Origin of the sequence: Cryobacterium sp. Y29 (assembly GCF_002929825.1) — a bacterium.
Classification (GTDB): Bacteria; Actinomycetota; Actinomycetes; order Actinomycetales; family Microbacteriaceae; genus Cryobacterium.
The window spans coordinates 107261-129830 of the sequence record NZ_PJJN01000033.1 but is presented as its reverse complement, the minus strand read 5'-3'; the positions used below and the strand labels follow the sequence as shown (position 1 = coordinate 129830).

19 protein-coding genes are annotated in these 22570 nt (G+C 62.0%); 14 read left to right on the top strand and 5 right to left on the bottom strand.

Annotation, left to right across the window (positions count from 1 at the left end; translation table 11 throughout):
* Positions 1–98: 98 nt before the first annotated feature.
* A complete protein-coding gene (locus CXY74_RS09690; protein WP_104200245.1) occupies positions 99–1127 on the bottom strand; it encodes a LacI family DNA-binding transcriptional regulator in 1029 nt (342 codons plus the stop codon).
* Between the two features lie 330 nt (positions 1128–1457).
* Between CXY74_RS09690 and CXY74_RS09685 the strand changes: the two genes are divergently transcribed.
* The 3 genes from CXY74_RS09685 to CXY74_RS09675 all read left to right on the top strand — a co-directional run bounded on the left by CXY74_RS09685 (position 1458) and on the right by CXY74_RS09675 (position 5034).
* The gene (locus CXY74_RS09685) at positions 1458–2777 is read left to right on the top strand and encodes an ABC transporter substrate-binding protein (RefSeq protein WP_104200244.1); all 1320 of its coding nucleotides are present in this window, start codon (positions 1458–1460) and stop codon (positions 2775–2777) included.
* 152 nt (positions 2778–2929) lie between these two features.
* Positions 2930–4063, top strand: a complete 1134-nt coding sequence (locus tag CXY74_RS09680) for a carbohydrate ABC transporter permease (RefSeq protein WP_104200243.1) — start codon at positions 2930–2932, stop codon at positions 4061–4063.
* Positions 4060–5034: a carbohydrate ABC transporter permease gene (locus CXY74_RS09675; RefSeq protein WP_104196823.1), complete on the top strand. Its 975-nt coding sequence runs from the start codon at positions 4060–4062 to the stop codon at positions 5032–5034. Before CXY74_RS09680 ends, CXY74_RS09675 begins: the two co-directional genes overlap by 4 nt.
* 36 nt (positions 5035–5070) lie before the next feature.
* On the opposite strand, the gene CXY74_RS17570 is transcribed toward CXY74_RS09675, so the two are convergent.
* Positions 5071–5277, bottom strand: a complete 207-nt coding sequence (locus CXY74_RS17570; protein WP_255409530.1) for a UTRA domain-containing protein — start codon at positions 5275–5277, stop codon at positions 5071–5073.
* A gap of 404 nt (positions 5278–5681) precedes the next feature.
* Between CXY74_RS17570 and CXY74_RS09665 the strand changes: the two genes are divergently transcribed.
* Positions 5682–7601 carry an ABC transporter ATP-binding protein gene (locus CXY74_RS09665; protein WP_370446139.1) on the top strand — a complete coding sequence of 640 codons (1920 nt, stop codon included), beginning with the start codon at positions 5682–5684 and terminating at the stop codon, positions 7599–7601.
* A 149-nt stretch (positions 7602–7750) separates the two neighbouring features.
* On the opposite strand, the gene CXY74_RS09660 is transcribed toward CXY74_RS09665, so the two are convergent.
* A complete protein-coding gene (locus tag CXY74_RS09660; RefSeq protein WP_146070107.1) occupies positions 7751–8455 on the bottom strand; it encodes a DUF305 domain-containing protein in 705 nt (234 codons plus the stop codon).
* Positions 8456–8468: 13 nt separating this feature from the next.
* On the bottom strand, positions 8469–9149 hold the full coding sequence (locus CXY74_RS09655; RefSeq protein WP_104200239.1) for a DUF3105 domain-containing protein: 681 nt from the start codon (positions 9147–9149) through the stop codon (positions 8469–8471).
* 257 nt (positions 9150–9406) lie between these two features.
* Here CXY74_RS09655 and CXY74_RS09650 point away from each other — a divergent pair, with 257 nt between their 5' ends.
* Complete coding sequence (locus CXY74_RS09650) at positions 9407–10771, top strand: cystathionine beta-synthase (protein WP_104200238.1); 1365 nt, start codon at positions 9407–9409, stop codon at positions 10769–10771.
* A gap of 24 nt (positions 10772–10795) precedes the next feature.
* Positions 10796–11947, top strand: a complete 1152-nt coding sequence (locus CXY74_RS09645) for a cystathionine gamma-synthase (RefSeq protein ID WP_104200237.1) — start codon at positions 10796–10798, stop codon at positions 11945–11947.
* Between the two features lie 141 nt (positions 11948–12088).
* Here the strand turns inward: CXY74_RS09645 and CXY74_RS09640 are convergent, their stop codons facing one another.
* Entirely contained in the window at positions 12089–12907 is an 819-nt protein-coding gene (locus tag CXY74_RS09640; RefSeq protein ID WP_199183187.1) for a shikimate 5-dehydrogenase, read from the bottom strand.
* Between the two features lie 136 nt (positions 12908–13043).
* Between CXY74_RS09640 and CXY74_RS09635 the strand changes: the two genes are divergently transcribed.
* The 8 genes from CXY74_RS09635 (at position 13044) to nrdF (ending at position 22563) form a co-directional block, all read left to right on the top strand.
* Positions 13044–14090, top strand: a complete 1047-nt coding sequence (locus tag CXY74_RS09635; protein WP_104200236.1) for a LacI family DNA-binding transcriptional regulator — start codon at positions 13044–13046, stop codon at positions 14088–14090.
* Positions 14091–14174: 84 nt separating this feature from the next.
* The gene (mmsA, locus tag CXY74_RS09630; RefSeq protein ID WP_104200235.1) at positions 14175–15725 is read left to right on the top strand and encodes a multiple monosaccharide ABC transporter ATP-binding protein; all 1551 of its coding nucleotides are present in this window, start codon (positions 14175–14177) and stop codon (positions 15723–15725) included.
* On the top strand, positions 15722–17035 hold the full coding sequence (gene mmsB, locus CXY74_RS09625) for a multiple monosaccharide ABC transporter permease (RefSeq protein WP_104200234.1): 1314 nt from the start codon (positions 15722–15724) through the stop codon (positions 17033–17035). Before mmsA ends, mmsB begins: the two co-directional genes overlap by 4 nt.
* 92 nt (positions 17036–17127) lie before the next feature.
* The gene (locus tag CXY74_RS09620; protein ID WP_104200233.1) at positions 17128–18219 is read left to right on the top strand and encodes a sugar-binding protein; all 1092 of its coding nucleotides are present in this window, start codon (positions 17128–17130) and stop codon (positions 18217–18219) included.
* A 460-nt stretch (positions 18220–18679) separates the two neighbouring features.
* Complete coding sequence (nrdH, locus tag CXY74_RS09615; protein ID WP_035880942.1) at positions 18680–18913, top strand: glutaredoxin-like protein NrdH; 234 nt, start codon at positions 18680–18682, stop codon at positions 18911–18913.
* Between the two features lie 62 nt (positions 18914–18975).
* Positions 18976–19380: a class Ib ribonucleoside-diphosphate reductase assembly flavoprotein NrdI gene (gene nrdI, locus CXY74_RS09610; RefSeq protein ID WP_104127790.1), complete on the top strand. Its 405-nt coding sequence runs from the start codon at positions 18976–18978 to the stop codon at positions 19378–19380.
* 29 nt (positions 19381–19409) lie between these two features.
* Positions 19410–21515 carry a class 1b ribonucleoside-diphosphate reductase subunit alpha gene (gene nrdE / locus CXY74_RS09605; RefSeq protein WP_199183196.1) on the top strand — a complete coding sequence of 702 codons (2106 nt, stop codon included), beginning with the start codon at positions 19410–19412 and terminating at the stop codon, positions 21513–21515.
* A 73-nt stretch (positions 21516–21588) separates the two neighbouring features.
* Positions 21589–22563, top strand: a complete 975-nt coding sequence (gene nrdF / locus CXY74_RS09600; RefSeq protein ID WP_104200231.1) for a class 1b ribonucleoside-diphosphate reductase subunit beta — start codon at positions 21589–21591, stop codon at positions 22561–22563.
* Positions 22564–22570: the final 7 nt, after the last annotated feature.

Below are 22570 nucleotides of genomic sequence, written 5' to 3'. Positions count from 1 at the left end.
TCCGTAAGGAGATGGCGCCCCCTTTGTCGGACCCGCCGTCATTCATTTGCGGTGGTTGGGTCCCGGCCGGTCGCGAATTCAGGGGCTTGTTCCGATTGTCATTCGGCCCGCAAGGCGCGAAGCGCGCGCGGCGCACTGGTGCTCGATCGGATGACCAGGCTGGTGGGCAAAACGGCTGATGCGCCGATGCTGCTCCCGCTGGCGAGTCCGTCCAGCAGCGTGCTCACCGCGAGTTGGCCCTGGGTGCGCGGATGCTGCGCGAGGGTGGTGAGACGGAACATCTCGGAGTGCGGATGTCCGTCGATGCCAATGACGCTGAGCTCGGTGGGTACCCGGATACCCAGCTCACGGGCCGCGAGAATCAGCCCGAAGGCAATCTCGTCACTCGCCGCGAAGATCGCGGTAGGACGACGGCGAGGATCTCCGAGAAGGGCCAGGCCCCTGGCGTACCCACCGGGCATGGTGAAATCAGAGGAGTAGAAGCATCCGCTGACCGGCAGGCCGGCTTCCGTCATCGCAGCCTCAAAGCCGCGCAGGCGATTACTGTGCACCTCGAAGTCCATCTCGTCGGCCTGGCTGCCACCCACGTGCACGATGTCGCGATGCCCGAGACTGAGTAGATGTTCGGTGGCGAGTCGCGCGGCGGCGACGTCGTCGATCTCAATTGTGGCCACGCCGCGGATGGGCCCACCGATGCCGACGAGGGGGCGACGAAGGCGATGCAGCTGGTCGACCTCCTGCTCGCTCAGCGCCACGCAGACCGAGATGATGCCGTCGAATCGTTTGCGGGCCAGGAAGAACTCAAAGACCCGGTCGCGCTCCGGGGAAGCGGGCGGAAGGTTGTATAGCGTCATGTCGTAGCCGTGTTCGAGCAAGGCTAATTCCAGGCTCTCGAGAACCTCCCCGAAAAACCAGCGGCTGATGTACGGGATGATCACGCCGACACTCTGGGTGCGGCCGGTCACGAGGCTTGCGGCGTTCGGTGAAGCGACGTACCCAATTTGCCGGGCAGCAGCGATGACCTTCGCCCGGGTCTCCGTGGAGACATAGCCACGACCACTCAGCGCACGACTGGCCGTGGCTTTGGCCACTCCGGCGAGGCGCGCGACATCGGCGATCGCGCTCATCTGTGCCTCCGTCTATGGTGACTGCTTCTCATACCCTAGCGTGCGTTTGCCCGGCATGGAATCGGTTCCATGATATCCCTTGATTCTCCTGCGATGCAGCCGCTAAACTTTGATATCGCTCGACGATATGGCTCTGATCTTTGCCATTTTGTTACATTTCCGGACTTGCTATCCCGCTACGGGTAACGTAATTTATGGTCTGGAACCGGTTCCCGAGATTCGATCAAAAGACCTGTCCCAACGGTTGGTCCCTACCTCGGTAACGCCAGCTCTATTCACAGTTCACACGTGCACAACCTGATCCGGCACCACTCAAAGAGGAGAAATAAGATGCGGCCTTCCCTGCACCGTCGATTCACAGCACCGATCGCCATGGCGGCGATAGCCGGTCTCGCACTGGCTGGTTGTTCCGGCGGACCCGGCGCCACCACCGCCGAATCGGGCGCCGAGGGCGATGGCGTCGTCACCGTCTACGGCACGATCGCCGACACCGAAGCCGAGCTCCTCGAAGAGTCCTGGGCCGGGTGGGAGAAAGACAACAAGATCGACATTCAATACGAACAGTCGAAGGAATTCGAATCCCAGATTTCTATCCGCGCGCAGGGTGGAAACGCTCCCGACATCGCGATCTTCCCGCAGCCCGGGCTGATGAAGGACCTCGCTTCCCGTAAATTCCTCAAGGCAGCGCCCGACGCCGTCGCGGCTAATGTCGACAAGAACTGGTCGGCCGACTGGAAGGCCTACGGCACCGTAGACGACACGCTGTACGGCGCGCCGCTGATGGCCAGTATCAAGGGTTTCGTCTGGTACTCGCCCGCGAAATTCACGGAGTGGGGCGTTGAAGTCCCCACCACCTGGGACGAATTACTCGCCGTTACCAAGACCATCCAGGAAAAGACCGGCGCGGCTCCCTGGTGCGCCGGCTTCGGCTCCGGTGACGCCACAGGCTGGCCCGGCACCGACTGGGTCGAAGACCTCGTGCTGCGCGAGGCCGGCGCCGAGACCTACGACAAGTGGATTGCCAACGAGATCCCCTTCACCGACCCGGCCATCAAGAGCGCCTTCGACTCCCTCGGTGAAATTCTGCTCAACCCCAACTACGTCAACGCCACCTACGGCGACGTCAAGTCGATCAACAGCACCCCGTTCGGAGATGTGGCCACCCCCATCGCCAACGGCACCTGCGCGCTGACCCACCAGGCCTCGTTCTTCGACGGATTCATCACGGATGCCGGCGGAACAGTCGGACCGGACGCCGACGTCTGGGCTTTCATCACTCCCTCAGTCGAGGCGGGTGGCCAGGCGGTCACCGGAGGCGGCGAGATCGTCGGCGCTTTCTCCGATGACGCCGACACCCAGAAGGTGCTGGAATACCTCTCGAGCGCTGACTGGGCGAACAGCCGGGTCGGTCTCGGCGGCGTGATCAGCGCAAACAAGGGCCTCGACGCTTCCCAGGCAACGAGCCCCATTCTGCAGGAAGCGATCACTATCCTGCAGGACCCGAAAACCACCTTCCGCTTTGACGGTTCCGACCTGATGCCGGGCGCTGTGGGATCGGGAACCTTCTGGAAGGGGATGGTCAGCTGGATCAACGGCACACCGACCGACGAGGTGCTCACGAGCATCGAATCCGGCTGGCCGTCCAGCTAGCTGAAACAGCTTTTACTCAGGCATGAAAACGGTGTGCCGCCCGCTGCGAAAATCGGGCGGCACACCGCGCGTGGCAGGTGTACGTTTTCGTTACGTTTTCACCGGGAGTCGGGCGAATACCAGGGTTCACTGTCGTACTCGAAAGGTTTCAGATGTCCGCATTCTTCTCCTGGTTGGCGCAATTGCCAGCGCTGGCACAAGTCCCCGTCGTGATCCTGGCGTTCGGTGTCGTTGTTGGCGCAATCTTGTTCTTCGTTGAGATTGCCCCGCGCTCTGGTCGGATCTACACGATCATCCGTCTTGCCGTGTGCGTTCTGGCACCGCTGCTCATTCTGTTGGTCGGCAACTCGTATACGTGGGCCATCATCGGTGCCGGCGTACTGGGCCTCGGCTTCTTTTACATCGACTACCGATCACGTAAGGGTGCTGGGTATTTATTCCAGCTCGTTGGTTTCCTGGCCCCGGCCGTGATTCTGCTCGCCATCGGCTTGGTTATCCCGACAATTCAGACCACGGTGCAGGCCTTCATGAGCGCTCGAGGTGACAGGTTCGTCGGCCTGGACAACTTCGTCTGGATCTTCACGCAGCCCGAGAACGTGCGCATCGTGCTCAACACCGTTGTCTGGGTGCTGATCGTTCCGACTATCTCGACCATCGCCGGCCTTGCCTACGCGGTGTTCATCGACAAGAGCCGCGGTGAGAAGTACTTCAAGATTCTGGTCTTCATGCCGATGGCCATCTCCCTGGTGGGAGCATCCATTATTTGGCGTTTCGTCTACACGTCCCGCCCGGCCGACCAGGAGCAGATCGGCCTGCTGAACCAGCTCGTGGTCATGTTCGGCGGGCAGCCGGTCGACTTTCTGTCGGTGTCCCCGTTCAACACTCTGTTTCTCATCGTGATTCTCATCTGGGTACAGACCGGGTTCGCCATGGTGGTGCTGTCTGCCGCTATCAAAGGCGTACCGACCGAGCAGATGGAGGCGGCCGAACTCGATGGCACCAACGCCTGGGAGCAGTTCGTGAACGTGACCGTTCCCGGCATCCGCAGCGCCCTCGTGGTCGTTCTGACGACGATTTCTATTGTTTCGCTCAAGGTCTTCGACATCGTGCGCACCACGACGGCCGGATCCAACGAGACCAGCGTCGTCGCCAACGAAATGTACACCCAGTTCAAGAACTTCGAGCAGGGCCGTTCAGCCGCCTTCGCCCTGGTGTTGTTTCTGCTGGTGCTGCCGATCGTCATCTACAACGCCCGCCAGATCAAGAAGCAGAGGGAAATTCGATGAGCTCGGTCATGCCCGTAAGACTTCCCGTGGACGCGCAGACCACACGGCGACTCCGTCGCGGAGTTCGCCGGATGGAGTCGCCCATCGCCCGCAACACCAAAAAACGGCTCACCAGCCGCGGGGCGACCATTGGGGCGCTCATCATCGCGGTGCTGTGGTCTATCCCCACGCTAGGACTACTGGTGTCGTCCTTCCGGCCGGCCCAGCAGGTGCGCACCACCGGTTGGTGGACTATTTTCACCAACACCGGCTTCACCTTCGACAATTACACGACGGCTCTGGCCGCGGGCAACAGCCAGCTCAATCTGGCTGGTTCCTTCATCAACTCGATCGCGATCACCCTGCCGGCCACGCTCATCCCGTTGATGATTGCCAGCCTCGCCGCCTACGCCTTCGCCTGGATTGACTTTCGGGGCAAGAACGCCATGTTCATCGGCGTTTTTGCGTTGCAGATCGTGCCGATTCAGATGGCCCTCGTGCCGCTGCTGCAGTTCTTTTCCGGCGGCACGGTTTTCGGTTTTCCGATCGTCGCGGCGCTCAATCCCGGCAGCGGTTATTCGCAAGTGTGGATCGCGCACACCATGTTCGCCCTACCTCTGGCCATCTACCTGCTGCACAACTTCATTTCGGAGATACCGAGCGAGGTTATCGAAGCGGCCAGGGTCGACGGCGCCGGCCACGGGCAGATCTTCTTTCGCATCGTGTTGCCGCTGACCATGCCGGCCATCGCGTCGATCGCCATCTTCCAGTTTCTCTGGGTCTGGAATGACCTGCTGGTGGCGCTGATCTTCGCGGACGGCGCGGTCGCCCCGATGACCAAACTGCTCGCCGAACTCTCCGGTGCCCGCGGTCAAGACTGGCATCTACTCACGGCCGGTGCCTTCCTGTCCATTCTGGTTCCGCTGATCGTGTTCTTCTCCCTGCAACGCTTCTTCGTGCGCGGACTGCTCGCCGGGTCGACCAAGGGCTAGCCGAGCCGGTGGCGCTCCGGTGAATAGATGCCGCAGTCATTTCCAGCGCAAGGCGTTGGCGTTGAGGGAGTTGTCGACCACGAGGCTGATCGTGTCGGCGACGTAGCGGTCGACCGACCACTCCAGCGGCACGCCGTCGCGGCTGAAACTCATCCGTTTATGCATGAGCATCGGGGATCCCCGGCGCACATCGAGCAGCCGGGCATCTTCCGCCCCTGCTGGGCAGGCGAACCCGCACGACACAGAACACGCGAGCAGCGATCGGCAACCGCAGTGCCTCGCGATCGAGCGGTGAAGTGTTCTGCCACACGCCCAAGATGACCTGGCCGGCCGGTACGCGCCCGCGCGACGACGCCCAGTGGGCAAAACTCCGAAACTCTTCAAACGTTACTGCCGACCGGGGCTCACCGATGACGGTGCGCCGACTGCCGCGAAGGGAGGCTGAAACTTTCTCGGTACTCAGCGCCACCGGAAAGCGCAGTGTCGGCCTGGACGCAGATATTCTGGGCAACCACCTGGAGAATGCCTGGCCGACCGACCACGCAGCTGTCGTGGCCCGGCTAGCGTGGAGGTGACGGAGGATCCCTCGCCGAATGGGGACATCCGCCTCACCGGGTAGTCTCTGCCGCTACACCTAAAATGAGGATATGAGTTCAGCGCACGGTTCGGGAAGCTTCGGGTCGCGGCCAGCCGTCGGTATGAAGCGCGGCCGGGTGAGCGGGGCGGATGCTGCGGCGCAGCGGGCTGAGAACGCCGAGGCACCGCGCATCCCGCACCTGTTGCAGCGTGTTTTCGCGCTGTTTTCGCCGCACCGCAACACCCTCATCGTCACCGTCGTGCTCGTTCTGGTCAGCGCCGCCCTCTCGGTGGTGCCGCCGCTACTCACCCAGCGGGCCTTCGACGACGGTCTCTTTCCGCCGGGCGACACTCCCAACCTGTCGGTGCTCGGGGTGCTGGTGGCGTTCATGCTCGGCATTTTTCTGGTCAATGCGCTGCTCGGCGTCTGGCAGACCTGGCTGACGGCCACGGTGGGCAACAAGGTCATGGGCGCCCTGCGCGTGCGGCTGTTCACCCACCTGCAGGCGATGGAGCTGAGCTTCTTCACCAAGACCAAGACCGGCGTGATTCAGTCGCGGTTGCAAAACGATGTCGGCGGCGTCGCGACGGTGCTGACCAACACCATCTCGAGCATCCTCGGCAACACCGTCACCGTGATCGCCGCCTTCGTGGCGATGCTGCTGCTGAATTGGCAGCTGACCATCGTGGCCGTGGTGCTCATGCCCACTCTGGTGTTCGCCCAGCGCCGCGTCGGGCAGGTGCGGGCGCGCATTGCCGGTAAGACGCAGGAATCGCTGTCGGACATGACCGCCATCACGCAGGAAACCCTGAGCGTGTCCGGCATTCTGCTCTCAAAGAGCTTCACCCGACAGCAGAACGAGATCGAACGCTACGCCGAAGAGAACCGCAACCAGGTGCGCCTGCAGGTGAGTCAGCAGATGAGCGGCCAGTGGTTCTTCGCCACAGTGAGCGTGTTCCTGTCGGCCATTCCTGCGATCGTCTACCTCGTCGCGGGGGCGCTCATGTTCAATGGCACGACCGATTTCACGCCCGGCACGATCGTGGCGTTCACCACGGTGCAGGCTCGGCTGATCTTTCCGCTGCTCGGCCTGATGCGGGTCGCCCTCGACCTGCAGACCTCGGCTGCGTTGTTCGCGCGCATCTTCGAATACCTCGACCTGAAGCCGGCGATCAGCGACAAGCCCGGCGCTGCCCTGGTGCCGTCGGCCGGGGCGGCTCGAGGTCGGGTGGAGTTCGACCGGGTGCAATTTGCCTACCCGGACGCTCGCGGCGACGCGCGCCCGACCCTCGACGATGTGTCCTTGACAATCGAGCCGGGGCAGTTCGCCGCTTTTGTGGGGCCGTCGGGGGCCGGCAAGACCACCGTCTCGTACCTGATTCCGCGTTTCTACGAAGCCGCGGCTGGCCGTGTGCTGTTCTCCGGCGTGGATGTGCGCGACCTGCAACAGGAGTCGCTCGTCTCCCACATCGGCATCGTGAGCCAGGAGACCTACCTGTTCCACGCCACCATCGCCGAGAACCTGCGCTATGCCAAACCCGAGGCCACGGATGCCGAACTGGTCGCTGCCGCCCGCGCCGCTAATATTCACGACACGATCGACTCTTTTCCGGAGAAGTACGACACCATGGTGGGGGAGCGCGGCTACCGGCTGTCCGGCGGTGAGAAGCAGCGCATCGCCATCGCGCGCGTCTTATTGAAAGACCCGCCGGTGCTCATCCTCGACGAGGCCACGAGCGCGCTCGATTCCATCTCGGAGAGCGTGGTGCAGGCCGCGCTCGACACTGCGAGCCATGGTCGCACCACAATTGCAATCGCGCACCGTCTCTCGACGATCGTCGACGCCGACGTGATCTTCGTCGTCGACGCCGGCCGCATCGTGGAGCGCGGCACCCACGCCGAACTGCTCGCCCGCGGCGCCGTCTACGCGAGCCTCTACGCCCGCCAAATCACCGCGAGCCCCCTCCCCGCTGACGCCCCCACCCCCTGACTCCCGCCACCTCCTGACTGCCGCCACCCCCTGACTGCCGCCACGGGACTGTCGCCCCGGGACTGTCGCGGACGGGGCCCGGGCCCCGTCCCCGGGCCCAGTTTATAAACTGGGCCCGGGTTCATAAGGTGGGCCCGGAACGGTGGGGGCTACGAACGTTCGGCGTGCATGCCGGTCATCAGCTCGATCTCGGATTCCTGGCTCAACACCACCGAGGTAGCGAAGGCCTGCACGGTCTCGTTCGTGCTGCGGTCCAGAACGGCATCAGCCATCTCGATCGCGCCCCGGTGGTGGGCGATCATGATGACAAGAAACTGCCTCTCCGCTTCCACACCGGATGCCGCGGTGAGCGCGGCAATCTGTGCCGGGGTCGCGAGTCCGGGCATCGGTTCTCCGGCGACGTGGCCGGCGTCGGTGCTGGCCGCGTGAGACGAATCGTGAGTGTTGCCGGACAGGCCGGGCCGGGTCATCCAGGTCATTGACGGTTCGGGCGCAAATTGCGGTAGCCCCCAGACAGCGAGCCAGCCCGACATCTGCCCGCTTTGCTTGGCCTGCGTCGTGGCAATGTCGTAGGCGAGTAACCGCACGGGCTCGTCGTCGGTACGATCGCGAACAATCAGGGCGAGTTCAACGCCCTGATTGTGGTGTTCCTGCATGTCCCTGGCAAAGCCAGCCTCGGCACTTGTCGTGTCGGGCGTGGCGTCGGTAAGCGTGCTCAGGCGCCCCGCCGAAAAGGCTATAGCGCCGACAACGAGCACCGTGACCACAACAGTGACGGTGATGGCGCGCAAAACGGAGCGGCGTTGGCGCGGTGGGCGAGCATCCGCTGTGGCCTGTAAGTGATCAGAAGTCACAGGTTAGCGCGGCTTATGAAACTTTGCCGGGTGCGTCGATCCCGCCGGAGCAGGGGGCGCCGTCTTCTGGCACGTTAGTGCTCTTCCAGAATTCGGTGAGGTATTCGGCGATGCGCGGGTCGTCAGCGCTGTCGACCTGCAGCTGTGAATTCCAGCCGCTCAGCACGATCGGTGCGGGAATTCCTTCGAAGGGCGACAGCACAACGTAGCTGGAGGGTAGTTCCGTCTTCAGCAGATCGAGCTCAGCGTCGGAGATGGACGGATCGTAGGTGACCCAGATGGCACCGTGTTCGAGCGCGTGCACGGCGTTCTCGTTCGGGACTGCCTGATCGTACACGCCGCAATTGAGCCAAGCCGGAGCGTGCTCGCCACCGGCGGGCGGCGTCTGCTCGTAGGTGACGGCGGTCTCAACGTGGCCAGCTCCGTTCGTGAAGGTCTCGACACCGTCGATCGTCGACGCATCGCCCGCGCCGCCGCCGGCATAGTTGGCGGCCTTCGGCGTGAGCACGAACGCGGTCACGATCAGGGCGATGATCGCGACGATCGCCACAGCGCCGCCGATAATGCCAATCAGACGATTACGCTTGCCGCGCTTTTGCTGGCGGTGATACTGCTCCAGCTTTTTCGCACGCTTCGCGGCGCGCTCTTCCTTGATTGACGCTTTATTGACGGGGGAACCGGGCTGGGGGGTCACGAGGGCCTCTCTATGGGAGCTTCTTCTACCTGAACGTAGCAGTCGTCCCTGTAGCTTCCCCGATGCCGCTCTCGCAGGTATTTCTCAGGCTGGTGACCGGATCTCGCCGCCCGTTAGAGTGAAGGGGCGTCCGCTCATCGCCGTGTTGCTGTGGACGCGAGTCGATTTCGTACGAACGTGCCGGGCAGCGCTGAACCGGTGAGCAACCCCGAGGCCGCGCCTGCCACCTGGCGTGCAGCCCGACAGAAGGAATTTCCATGAAGATCGCAGACACCGTTCTTGACCTTATCGGTGACACCCCGCTGGTCAAACTGCACAAGGTCACCGACGGATTGACCGCGACGGTGCTTGTGAAACTCGAGTACCTCAATCCGGGCGGCTCCGCGAAGGACCGCATCGCGGTACGCATCATCGATGCCGCCGAGCGCGACGGCCTGTTGAAGCCCGGCGGCACGATCGTCGAACCGACGTCCGGCAATACCGGCGTCGGTCTTGCTTTGGTGGCGCAGCAGCGCGGTTACAAGTGTGTGTTCGTGCTGCCCGACAAGGTCGGCGAAGACAAGCGCAACGTGCTCACGGCCTACGGCGCCGAGATCGTCGTGACGCCGACATCCGTTTCGCCGGAGGACCCCCAGTCGTATTACAGCGTCTCCGACCGACTGGCCCGGGACATTCCGGGTGCCTTCAAACCCAACCAGTACTTCAACCCGAACGGCCCGCTCAGCCACTATGAGACCACCGGGCCCGAGATCTGGCGCGACACCGACGGAACCGTCACCCATTTCGTCGCCGGCGTCGGCACCGGCGGAACCATCACCGGAACCGGCCGCTACCTGCGCGAGGTCTCGAACGACGCCGTGCGCATCATCGGAGCGGACCCGGAAGGCTCGGTCTACTCCGGCGGCACCGGTCGACCTTACCTGGTCGAGGGTGTCGGCGAGGATTTCTGGCCCGGCGCCTACGATCCAACGGTCGTGCACGAGGTCATCGCCGTCTCCGACGCAGATTCCTTCGCCATGACCCGCCGACTCGCCCTCGAAGAAGGAATCCTCGTCGGCGGTTCGAGCGGCATGGCCGTTGTCGCAGCCCTGCGTGCGGCCGAGAAGCTCGGGCCCGAGGACACGATCGTCGTGCTGCTGCCCGACGGCGGGCGCGGCTACCTCGGCAAAATCTTCAACGACGGGTGGATGCGCAGCTACGGTTTCAGCAACGCTCCGGTCGGTCACACGGTCGCTCATTTGCTGGAATCGAAGACCGGGCGCCTACCAGCTCTGGTGTACGTGCATCCGAGTGACACCGTGCACGATGCGATCGAAATCATGACGAGCCAGGGAGTGTCCCAGCTGCTGGTGTTGAGCGCTAAACCGCCCGTCGTCATGGGCGAGGTACTCGGGGCGGTTGATGAGCGTGCCCTCATGGGCCTCGTCTTCTCCGGCGACGCGAAGCTCACCGATCGGGTCGGCTCAATCGTTGGTGATGCGTTGCCGCTGATCGGGGTCAACGAGCCGGTGGCAGCCGCCCGCGCCGCCTTCGCCGACCACGACGCGCTGCTGGTGACCGACGGCGGCAAACCGCTCGGCGTCATCACCCGGCATGACCTGCTCAGCTACCTGAGCGTCTGATCTTTTTCACAGAGGGAGCCCACAATGGCCAATAACCAGAACTTCGACACGATCGCCATCCACGCCGGCCAGGCGTTCGACCCGACCACCGGCGCGGTCATTCCGCCGATCTACCAGACCTCGACCTACGTTCAGGACGGCATCGGCAACCTGCGTGGCGGGTACGAGTACAGTCGTGGCGGCAATCCCACCCGCACCGTGCTCGAAACGCTGCTCGCCGCCCTGGAAGGAGGCAAGCACGGCCTGTCATTTGCGAGCGGACTCGCCGCGGAAGACACCATCCTGCGCGCCATTCTCAAGCCCGGCGACCACGTCGTGCTCGGTAACGACGTCTACGGCGGAACCCACCGCCTCATCAACCGGGTGCACGCTGCCTGGGGTGTGCTCAACACGACGGTCGAGATGAGCGACCTCGCGGCGGTCGAAGCGGCCATCCGTCCGGAAACGAAGATCCTCTGGGTTGAGACGCCGAGCAACCCGCTCATGAAGATCAGCGACATTGCGGCGCTCGCCGAGATCGCCCACCGGCACGGCATAGTCGCGATCGTCGACAACACTTTTGCGTCACCGGCCCTGCAGCATCCGCTTGAATTTGGCGCTGACGTGGTCGTGCACTCGACCACGAAGTATCTCGGCGGCCACTCCGACGTACTCGGTGGCGCGCTCATCATGAACGACGACGAGCTTTACGAGAAGGCCCAGTTTCTGCAGTTCGCGGCCGGTCCCGTGTCGGCTCCACTCGACGCCTGGCTTACCGTGCGCGGCATCAAGACGCTCTCGGTGCGCATGCAGCGGCACTCGAGCAACGCCCAGGCCATCGCGGAATTTCTCGACGGCCACCCGGCCATCGAACAGGTCTATTACCCCGGACTACCCGGCCATCCCGGCCACGAACTGGCGAAAAAGCAGATGTCGGGCTTTGGCGGCATGATCTCTGTCGCGTTCGCCGGCGGAGCCGCTGCTGCGCGCCTATTCGCCGAGTCGATGCACCTGTTCCAGCTTGCCGAATCGCTCGGCGGGGTCGAATCTCTCGTGAACTACCCCTCGGAGATGACGCATGCCTCCGTCCGCGGCACCGAACTCGAGGTGCCCGACAACATCGTGCGCCTCTCGGTCGGCATCGAAGACGTCGCCGACCTCATCGCCGACCTCGAGAGCGCGCTGCCCCGGGCCTGACCGCGGGCATGCTTTCGGGCCGGGCCGGGCCGGGCCGGGCCGGGTCCGGGTTCAGGGACGGGGCCCAGGCCCGGAACGTGGGCCCAGTTTATAACCTGGGCCCGGGGACGGGGCCCGGGCCCCGTCCGAGAGAGAGGGGGGTCAGGGGAGGCGGGAGAAGGCGGAAGCTCGGCGTACCTGGTCTGGCGTGGGACGGATGCCGGTATACAGGTAGAACTGCTCCTCGGCTTGCAGTGCCACCACTTCAGCGCCGGTGATGACCGGCTTTCCGGCCGCACGCGCGGCCAGGATCAGCGGCGTCTCGGCGGGAGAGGCTACGACGTCGAAGACAACACTCGCACCCGCGATGGCTGAAGCGGAAAATGATGTTTGATCGGCTTCAGTGCCGCCGGCCATACCCACCGGTGTGACGTTGACGATCAGGTCGGCGGTGAGCGCGCCCACCGCGGGCGCCCAGTCGTAGCCGTACAGTGCGGCCAAGGCCCGGCCGGTGACTTCGTTGCGCGCCACTATCGTTCCTTGCGCGAACCCGGCATCGTGCAGGGCTGCCGCGACGGCCTTGGCCATGCCGCCGCTGCCGTGCACGATCACCGAGTAGGCGCGTGGAACGTCATGCTCGCCCAGCAGGCGCTGCACGGCCGAGTAGTCGGTGTTGTACGCGGTCAAGTGGCCGTCGTCGTTCACGATTGTGTTGACCGAATCAATGGCCGACGCCGAGGCATCCATGTCATCGATGAGTGCGATGACGTCTTCTTTGTAGGGCATCGATACAGCGCAGCCGCGAATGCCCAGCCCGCGCACACCCGCGATCGCGTCGGCCAGGCTCGAAGGGGCAAAAGCCTTGTAGATGTAGTTCAGACCCAACTCCTCGTAGAGGTAGTTGTGAAACCGGGTGCCGAGATTGCTGGGCCGGGCCGACAGCGAAATGCACAGGGTCATGTCTTTGTTGAGAATGGGCATGGGTACAGTGTGGCCCGTTTCGCCGCAGCGATCGGTCAGCCCGACTTGAAATACTCGTTCCCCGGTGGAACAGGTCGGAGGGCATAATGGACCTGCACTCACAATTGTGACCGTGCACATGCGAGCAAGGTTATCCATGTCGGCAGAGCTGCCCAAGGAACGTGCACCGAGTATCCGGGATGTTGCGCGCCTGGCCGGAGTCTCGCACCAGACAGTCTCCCGCGTACTCAACGACCATCCCAGCATTCGCGACTCCACTAAGGCGCGCATTCTCCAGGCAATGGAGGAGCTGCAATACCGGCCGAATCAGGCGGCGCGCGCCCTATCGAAGGGACGGTCGCGCACGATCGGTGTTCTGACCGCGTCAAGCACCCAATACGGGCCGGCTCGCAGTGTGGCGGCCATCGAGGACACTGCCCGGCGGCAAGGGTACTTCGTGGACACCGCCAACCTCAGCGTCGCTGATCCGGCGGCGATCGAAGATGCCCTGGAACACCTTCTCGACCAGGCGGTCGAGGGTCTGATCATTATCGCGCCGCAAGAGCGGGTGTTCGATGTGCTCGAACGGATGTCTATCGAGGTTCCCTACGTCAGCCTCCAGTCCACGGGAAACCACGATCTGCGGGCGCTGGCCGAGGACCAGATTCTCGGCGCGAAGATGGCCACCCGCCACCTCGTCGATCTGGGCCACCGAGAGATTGTGCACATCGCCGGGCCGCAGGACTGGACTGAAGCCGAAGCGCGCATGCAAGGATTCCTGCTCGAGATCGACGATGCCGAGCTCATGACCCATCCGCCGATCCTCGGCGACTGGACCGCAGATTTCGGGTACTTTGCTGGCCAGGAGCTGTTGCGGTCCCGAGATTTCTCGGCGGTGTTCGCTGCCAATGACGAGATGGCGCTCGGTTTGCTGCACGCCCTGCACGACGCTGGCCTCGATATCCCGGGAGACGTGAGCGTGGTCGGATTCGACGATATTCCAGTCTCCAGCCACACCTGGCCGCCCCTGACCACGGTGCATCAGGACTTCGAGGGAATCGGTCGACGGGCCTTCGCATCACTGCTCGGCGCGATGGGAACAATCGTGGATTTTCCGACCGGGCCCACGGCGCCTTGCTTGGTCGCGCGTGATTCCTCGGGGCCGGTTCCGGTCTCGCGGCTGCCGTTACTTAAGCGTTATTAGCGGGACTTGACAGGAATCGGCGCAGGAGCGAACATTGACTTCGATGTGAACGGTCACAAAGACCGCTAACCAAGGAGTAAACCAATGGCGGTCGAGCACGTGATCCTTGAGATGCGTTCCATCACCAAAGAATTTCCCGGCGTTAAAGCGCTGTCCGACGTGTCGCTGACGGTCAAGGCTGGAGAAATCCACGCGATCTGCGGTGAGAACGGCGCAGGCAAGTCCACGTTGATGAAAGTGCTCTCCGGCGTCTACCCGTATGGTTCCTACTCTGGGGACATTATCTTGCAGGGCGTCGAGATGCGGTTCAAGGACATTCGCTCAAGCGAAGCGGCTGGAGTCGCGATCATCCATCAGGAGCTCGCGCTTATTCCGGAGCTCTCGATCACCGAAAACATCTTTCTTGGCAACGAGCCCACCAAGTGGGGCGCCATCGATTGGATCGGCGCCAAGCGCACCGCCTACGAACTGCTTGCCCGGGTCGGCCTGCGTGACGATCCGGACACCCAAGTCAAGAACATCGGTGTCGGCAAGCAGCAGCTGGTTGAGATCGCCAAGGCGCTCAACAAATCGGTCAAGGTACTCATTCTCGACGAGCCAACCGCCGCCCTCAACGAAGCCGACTCCCAGCACCTGCTCGATCTCATTCGCGGGCTCAAGGGCAAGGGCATCAGCTCGATCATGATCTCCCACAAGCTCAACGAGATCGAGCAGATCGCCGACACGATTACCATCATCCGTGACGGCCGGTCGATCGAGACCCTCAACATCGCCGCCGACGGCGTAAACGAGGACCGGATCATTCGTGGAATGGTCGGACGCAGCCTGGAGAGTCGGTTTCCCGATCGCACTCCAAAGATCGGCGAGGTCTTCTTCGAGGTGCGCGATTGGACCGTGCAACACCCACAAGTGTCCGAGCGGATGGTCGCGAAAGGGTCGAACCTCACCGTGCGTACTGGCGAGATCGTCGGTATCGCCGGGCTGATGGGTGCCGGGCGCACCGAGCTGGCCATGAGCATCTTCGGCCGTTCCTACGGCAACTTCATCTCGGGCCGCATCTTCAAGGACGGCAAGGAGATTGTGCTTCGCAACGTGGGCGAGGCCATCGATCACGGCCTCGCCTACGTCAGTGAGGATCGCAAAGCGCTCGGGCTCAACCTGCTCGACGATATCAAGCGCTCCGTCGTCTCGGCCAAACTCTCGAAGATCTCGGTTGGCTCGGTGGTCAACGACGCCAAGGAGTACTCCATCGCCGAGGAGTACCGCAAAAACTTGCGCATCAAGACCCCCAACGTCGAGATGGGGGTGAGCAAGCTGTCGGGTGGCAACCAACAAAAGGTGGTGTTGGCCAAATGGATGTTTACCGACCCCGACATCCTGATTCTGGACGAACCCACCCGAGGCATCGATGTCGGCGCGAAATACGAGATCTACGGGATCATCCAGGCCCTGGCCGCTCAGGGTAAGGGCGTGATCCTGATCTCGTCTGAGCTGCCGGAGCTGCTTGGCCTGGCCGACCGCATCTACACAATCTTCGAAGGCGCCATCACCGACTGCATTGACGGCGCAGACGCAGACCCAGAAACCCTGATGAAAAGCATGACCTCTGCCAAGAAGAAGGTGCGCAGCATATGAGCGGCAACACGACCACGACCGAGAAACGCAAGTCGATCTTCGGCAGTAATATTCGTCAGTTCGGCATTCTCTTCAGCCTGATCGCCATCATCGTGCTGTTTCAGATTTTGACCGGCGGGCTCACGCTTTCTCCGGGCAACCTGATCAACCTGGTGAGCCAGTACTCCTACATCTTGATCCTGGCCATTGGCATGGTCATGGTGATCATCGCCGGTCACATTGACCTATCGGTGGGATCGGTTGCAGCGTTCGCCGGCATCGTGGTGGCCACGTCTATGTCGCAGTGGAACTTCCCCTGGCCGCTGGCGCTGCTCTTCGGCCTCCTGGTTGGCGCCGTGATCGGGGCCTGGCAAGGATTTTGGGTGGCCTATATCGGCGTTCCAGCCTTCATCGTCACCCTGGCTGGCATGCTCATTTTCCGTGGTGGCAACCAATTCTTCGGTAACGCCAACACGGTGCCCGTTCCAGAGGGCTTCACCGTAATCGGTGCCGGATACTTGCCGGAGGTGGGTCCGACCACTGGATACAACAACCTCACTCTGCTGCTCGGATTCGCCATCGCCATCGCCATTGCCGTGCGGGAGTGGCGGGCCAGGCGGGTGCAGAAGACGATGCACTCGGATTCCTCTCCGCTCTGGGCCAGCTTGGTCAAGATCGGACTCCTCGACGCTGTTGTCATCTACGCGACGTTCCTGTTCGCTGGTGGCCGGGTGGGCACCAGCTTCCCGGTGTCGGGCATCATCCTCGGTGTGCTCGTGCTGTTCTACAGCTTCGTCACCCGCAACACCATCCTCGGCCGCCACGTTTACGCGGTCGGCGGCAACAAACTCGCCGCGGAACTCTCCGGAGTGAACTCACGGCGAGTGGATTTTCTCGTCATGATGAACATGTCGATCCTGTCGGCCCTGGCCGGCATGATCTTTGTAGCTCGTGCCGGAGCATCCGGCCCGCAAGACGGACTCAGCTGGGAACTCGACGCGATTGCCGCGGTCTTCATCGGTGGCGCCGCGGTGTCGGGCGGGATCGGTACCGTCATCGGTTCCATCGTCGGTGGTTTGGTGATGGCGGTGTTGAACAACGGGCTACAGCTGCTCGGCGTGGGCTCCGACCTGGTGCAGATCATTAAGGGCATGGTGCTGCTGGCGGCTGTTGGCGTGGACGTCTGGAACAAGAGCCAGGGTCGGCCCTCGATCATCGGTCTTCTCACCCGCAAGCGCAAGGTCACCGACCCGTCAACACCGCCGCCCGCGGTGCGCCCGGATGCCGGCGCATCGGATACCTCGCGGCCGGCCGACCTGCCCTCCAACTGAGTGCACACGTTCCATAACGCCACCGGTCTCATGAGGTTTCCCCTATTCCCTTCCGCCAAGTCCTGTACATCAATGAACAGAAAGTGATTGACATGCGAAAAATTCTCACGGTCACAGCGATGGCCGCAGTAGCGCTCATGGCGCTCTCCGGCTGCTCGAGCCGAGCGCCTGAGACGGCTGGTGGCGGCAGTGCCGCGGTCGGGTTCCCGGCTGACTCCGTTATCGGCGTAGCCCTTCCTTCGAAGACCAGCGAGAACTGGGTTCTCGCTGGGGGGCTGTTCGAGGACGGTCTCAAAGAGGCAGGGTTCAAGGGTGACGTACAGTACGCCGGAGCGTCTACAACGGTGAAGGACCAGCAGGATCAGATGTCGGCCATGGTCACCAACGGAGCCAAGGTCATCATCGTCGGTGCCCAGGACGGCGGCCAGCTCGGCACGCAGGTCAAGGACGCCCATGACGCCGGTGCCATCGTCATCGCCTACGACCGTCTCATTCTGAATACCGATGACGTCGATTACTACGTGGCCTATGACAACTTCAAGGTGGGCGAGTTGCAGGGGCAGGCCCTGCTCGACGGTCTCGCGGCGAAAAAGCCCGAGGGTCCGTACAACATTGAATTGTTCTCCGGCAACTCCGCTGATGCCAATGCGCCGGTGTTCTTCAATGGGGCCATGAGCGTGCTGCAGCCGAAGATCGACGACGGAACGCTCGTTGTTGCCTCCGGTCAGACCGACATCAAGCAGACCGCAACGGCCGACTGGAAGCCGGAGAACGCCCAGAGCCGCATGGACTCGCTGCTGACCAGCACCTACGGCAGCCAGGAAGTCGACGGCGTGCTCTCGCCCAACGACACCCTGGCCCGCGCCATCATCACTTCGGTGAAGGCGGCTGGCAAGTCCATCCCGGTGGTCACCGGTCAGGACTCCGAAGTGGAGTCGGTCAAGTCGATCATGGCCGGCGAGCAGTATTCCACCATCAACAAGGACACCCGCGTTCTCGTGAAGCAGGCCATTGACATGGTCAAGATGCTGCAGACCGGCGGCACTCCCGAGACGAACGACGACACCTACGACAACGGCAACAAGATCGTTCCAGCGTTCTTGCTGCCGCCGGTCATCGTGACAAAGGACAACGCGGCCGAGGCGTACGCCAATGACCCGAAGCTGTCGCCGCTGACCAAGTAAGCACGCAGCATCCGCTGACCCAACGGGCCGGTCTCCACAGTCGTGGGGCCGGCCCGTTTCGTCTGTGCTGGCGCGCCCGCACGCGCGTAGCCGGCAGGGGCCGACACGCCGGATGCCATTCCAGAGGCAAAATTGGGTCGTAAATGGTGCTTGTGGATAACTACGTCGGATTCCGCGGAATTCGGGCGGTTTCGAGCCGGGGAGCTGTGCGTAACATGTGGAATGTCGGTGGATAACTACACAATTGTAATTACTGCATGTAGTGGCTATTGAGTGCAGCCATCACTAGATGTAGTATTGAGACTCTAGTCAGGCGCTACGGCCAGACAGTACACTTGCTCACTTTGCACGACGTTCCCTGTCGGGTTTCTTGCCGGTGATCAAGGAGTTTCATCGAACATACTTGCGAAGTATGTCGAACAGATTTAGACTTCACCAGCCAAGAAGAAAGGCCATAACCATGGCAATCACCGTTTACACGAAGCCCTCCTGCGTACAGTGCACGGCCACGTACCGTGCCCTCGACAACAAGGGCATCGAGTACGAGGTGCTCGACCTTTCGGTCGACGAAAACGCTCTGGAGGCCGTCAAGGCTTTGGGTTACCTGCAGGCTCCCGTCGTGATCACCGACGAAGAGCACTGGTCGGGCTTTCGCCCCGACAAGATCAACGCACTCGCTGCTCGCCTCGCGTAGTTCACACCAGCCAGCACGCCCCACTCACCCGAAAGTCTTGCCGATCAGAATCGCCACAGCAGATGACTGACATTGTGTATTTCTCGAGCACCTCGGGTAACACTCGCCGGTTCGTCGAGAAACTCGGTCGGAAGGCAGCGCGCATACCTCTGCATACGCGTGAAGAGCCGCTCATAGCCACGGAGCCGTACGTGCTCTGTGTGCCCACCTATGGTGGCGGCAGTGCGGGCGGGGCGGTGCCCAAGCAGGTCATCAAGTTTTTGAACAACAAGACTAATCGGTCGTTGATTCGCGGCGTCATCGGCGCCGGCAATATGAATTTCGGTACCGCCTATTGCCTGGCCGGCGACATCATCGCCGCCAAGTGCAAGGTGCCGTACCTCTATCGCTTTGAAGTATTTGGAACACCGGATGATGTGCGCATCGTTCACGACGGATTGGAAGAATTTTGGAAACAACAGCCGTGAAAGTCACGCCCATGGACGCACCGTCGGTCATGGACTATCACTCGCTCAACGCGATGCTCAACCTGTACGGCCCGAACGGGGAGATCCAGTTCGACAAGGACCGCGAGGCCGCCCGCGAGTTCTTCCTGCAGCACGTCAACCAGAACACGGTGTTCTTCCACTCGCTGCGCGAGCGCCTCGACTACCTGGTCGAGAAGGAATACTACGAGCAGGCCGTGCTCGACCAGTACTCCTTCGAGTTCATCACAAGCCTGAACGATTTGGCCTATTCGAAGAAGTTCCGCTTTCAGAGCTTCCTCGGCGCGTTCAAGTACTACACCTCGTACACGCTGAAGACCTTCGACGGCAAGCGGTACCTCGAGCGTTTCGAAGACCGGGTAGTCATGACCGCACTCGGTCTCGCATCCGGTGATGAGAAGCTCGCCGTCGCCCTGGTCGAAGAGATCATCGCCGGCCGCTTTCAGCCGGCAACCCCGACCTTTTTGAACTCCGGCAAGGCCCAGCGCGGCGAACTCGTCTCGTGCTTTTTGCTGCGAATCGAAGACAACATGGAATCGATCTCGCGTGGCATCAACTCCTCGCTACAGCTCTCCAAACGTGGCGGCGGCGTAGCCCTGTTGCTCTCCAACATTCGTGAAGCCGGCGCACCGATCAAGCAGATCGAGAACCAGTCCAGCGGCATCATTCCCGTGATGAAGCTGCTCGAAGACTCCTTCAGCTACGCCAACCAGCTCGGTGCCCGCCAGGGCGCCGGCGCTGTCTACCTGCACGCGCACCACCCCGACATCATGCGTTTTCTCGACACCAAGCGGGAGAACGCCGACGAGAAGATTCGCATCAAGACCCTCTCGCTCGGTGTCGTCATTCCCGACATCACCTTCGAGCTGGCCAAGAACGACGACTGGATGTACCTCTTCTCGCCCTACGACGTGGAACGCGTCTACGGCGTGCCCTTCGCCGATATCTCGGTGAGCGAGAAGTACCACGAGATGGTCGACAACCCCCGCATCAAGAAGTCGAAGATGAAGGCGCGCGAGTTCTTCCAGACCCTCGCCGAGATTCAGTTCGAGTCGGGCTACCCCTACATCATGTTTGAAGACACGGTGAACGCGGCGAACCCGATCGAGGGCCGCATCAATATGTCGAACCTGTGCTCCGAGATTTTGCAGGTGAACACCCCGACGACCTACAACGAGGACCTCTCGTACAACGAGATCGGCAAGGACATCTCCTGCAACTTAGGGTCGATGAACATTGCCCTGGCCATGGATTCCGGCGACCTCGGCCGCACCGTCGATGCTGCCATTCGCGGCCTCAACGCGGTATCGGAGCAGAGCCACATCAGCTCGGTTCGGTCGATTGAAGACGGAAACGACCGCTCGCACGCCATCGGCCTCGGTCAGATGAACCTGCACGGCTACCTCGCCCGTGAGCGCGTCTACTACGGCAGTGACGAGAGCATCGACTTCACCAACATCTACTTCTACACGGTGTTGTTCCATGCGCTGCGGGCGTCCAACGCCATTGCCATCGAGCGCGGCCGCGCTTTTGAGGGTTTCGAAAACTCCACCTATGCCTCCGGGGTGTTCTTCGACAAGTACACCGACCAGGTGTGGGAGCCGACGACCGTTCGCGGCGCCGAACTCTTCTCCCAGGCCGGGGTGTCGATTCCGACGCAGGCCGACTGGGCCGAGCTGAAGGCATCCGTTGTCAAGCACGGCATCTACAACCAGAACCTGCAGGCCGTGCCGCCGACCGGGTCGATCTCATACATCAACAACTCGACCGCGTCGATCCACCCGATCGCGGCGAAGATCGAGATTCGCAAGGAAGGCAAGCTGGGCCGCGTGTATTACCCGGCGCCGTTCATGACGAACGACAATACCGAGTACTACCAGGATGCTTACGAAATCGGCTACGAGAAGATCATCGACGTGTACGCGGCGGCGACCCAGCACGTAGACCAGGGCCTCTCGCTGACCCTGTTCTTCAAGGACACCGCGACCACCCGCGACATCAACCGCGCCCAGATCTATGCTTGGAAAAAGGGCATCAAAACGATCTACTACATCCGCCTGCGGCAGATGGCCCTCGAGGGCACGGAAATTGAGGGTTGCGTTTCCTGCGCACTCTAAGCAAATTGAGCGCTCGAGTGAGTGCGCTGTAAATTTTTGAATGACTGTACTGGTATGGCTCCCGGAGGAACCCATGATTGACAAGCTCAAGCTGGTCTCGCACGTTGATGCGATCAACTGGAACAGGATCGAAGACGAGAAAGACGTCGAGGTCTGGAACCGATTGACCAACAACTTCTGGCTGCCGGAGAAGATTCCGCTCAGCAACGACATCCAGTCGTGGAACCAGCTCACGCCGGTCGAGCAGCAGCTCACCCTGCGCGTCTTCACCGGACTGACCCTGCTCGACACGATCCAGGGCACCGTTGGCGCCGTGTCGTTGATTCCGGATGCCATCACCCCGCACGAAGAGGCTGTCTACACGAACATCGCGTTCATGGAGTCGGTGCACGCCAAGAGCTACTCGTCGATCTTCTCGACCCTGAGTAACACCAAGGACATCGACGAGGCTTTTCGCTGGTCGACCGAGAATGTGAACCTGCAGAAAAAAGCGTCCATCGTCATGGATTACTACCAGGGTGATGACCCGCTCAAGCGCAAGGTCGCCTCGGTGCTGCTCGAGTCGTTCCTGTTCTACTCGGGCTTCTACCTGCCCATGTATTTCTCCAGCCGCGCGCGCCTGACCAACACGGCCGATCTCATCCGTTTGATCATTCGGGATGAAGCCGTGCACGGCTATTACATCGGCTACAAGTTTCAGAAGGGTCTCGAGAAGGCCACGCAGGAGCGTCGCGATGAGATCAAGGATTACGCCTTCAACCTCGTGTTCGAGCTGTACGAGAACGAGGTGCAGTACACGCAGGACCTGTACGACGAGGTCGGCCTGACCGAAGACGTCAAGAAGTTTCTGCACTACAACGCCAACAAGGCTTTGATGAACCTCGGCTACGAGGCGATCTTCCCGAAGGACGTCTGCGACGTGAACCCGGCGATTCTCTCCGCCCTCTCACCGAACGGCGACGAGAACCACGACTTCTTCTCGGGCTCGGGATCGTCGTATGTGATCGGCAAGGCTGTCGTTACCGAAGACGACGACTGGGACTTCTAGGCACGCG

Coding starts and splice junctions, on each gene's coding strand:
- CXY74_RS09645 (WP_104200237.1), top strand. CDS start 10,796: ATGGCCAATAACCAGAACTTCGACACGATCGCCATCCACGCCGGCCAG.
- CXY74_RS09640 (WP_199183187.1), bottom strand. CDS start 12,907: ATGCCCATTCTCAACAAAGACATGACCCTGTGCATTTCGCTGTCGGCC.
- nrdE (WP_199183196.1), top strand. CDS start 19,410: ATGGACTATCACTCGCTCAACGCGATGCTCAACCTGTACGGCCCGAAC.
- CXY74_RS09685 (WP_104200244.1), top strand. CDS start 1,458: ATGCGGCCTTCCCTGCACCGTCGATTCACAGCACCGATCGCCATGGCG.
- CXY74_RS09690 (WP_104200245.1), bottom strand. CDS start 1,127: ATGAGCGCGATCGCCGATGTCGCGCGCCTCGCCGGAGTGGCCAAAGCC.
- CXY74_RS09650 (WP_104200238.1), top strand. CDS start 9,407: ATGAAGATCGCAGACACCGTTCTTGACCTTATCGGTGACACCCCGCTG.
- CXY74_RS09675 (WP_104196823.1), top strand. CDS start 4,060: ATGAGCTCGGTCATGCCCGTAAGACTTCCCGTGGACGCGCAGACCACA.
- CXY74_RS09665 (WP_370446139.1), top strand. CDS start 5,682: ATGAGTTCAGCGCACGGTTCGGGAAGCTTCGGGTCGCGGCCAGCCGTC.
- CXY74_RS09620 (WP_104200233.1), top strand. CDS start 17,128: ATGCGAAAAATTCTCACGGTCACAGCGATGGCCGCAGTAGCGCTCATG.
- CXY74_RS09680 (WP_104200243.1), top strand. CDS start 2,930: ATGTCCGCATTCTTCTCCTGGTTGGCGCAATTGCCAGCGCTGGCACAA.
- mmsB (WP_104200234.1), top strand. CDS start 15,722: ATGAGCGGCAACACGACCACGACCGAGAAACGCAAGTCGATCTTCGGC.
- CXY74_RS09635 (WP_104200236.1), top strand. CDS start 13,044: ATGTCGGCAGAGCTGCCCAAGGAACGTGCACCGAGTATCCGGGATGTT.
- mmsA (WP_104200235.1), top strand. CDS start 14,175: ATGGCGGTCGAGCACGTGATCCTTGAGATGCGTTCCATCACCAAAGAA.
- nrdI (WP_104127790.1), top strand. CDS start 18,976: ATGACTGACATTGTGTATTTCTCGAGCACCTCGGGTAACACTCGCCGG.
- nrdF (WP_104200231.1), top strand. CDS start 21,589: ATGATTGACAAGCTCAAGCTGGTCTCGCACGTTGATGCGATCAACTGG.
- nrdH (WP_035880942.1), top strand. CDS start 18,680: ATGGCAATCACCGTTTACACGAAGCCCTCCTGCGTACAGTGCACGGCC.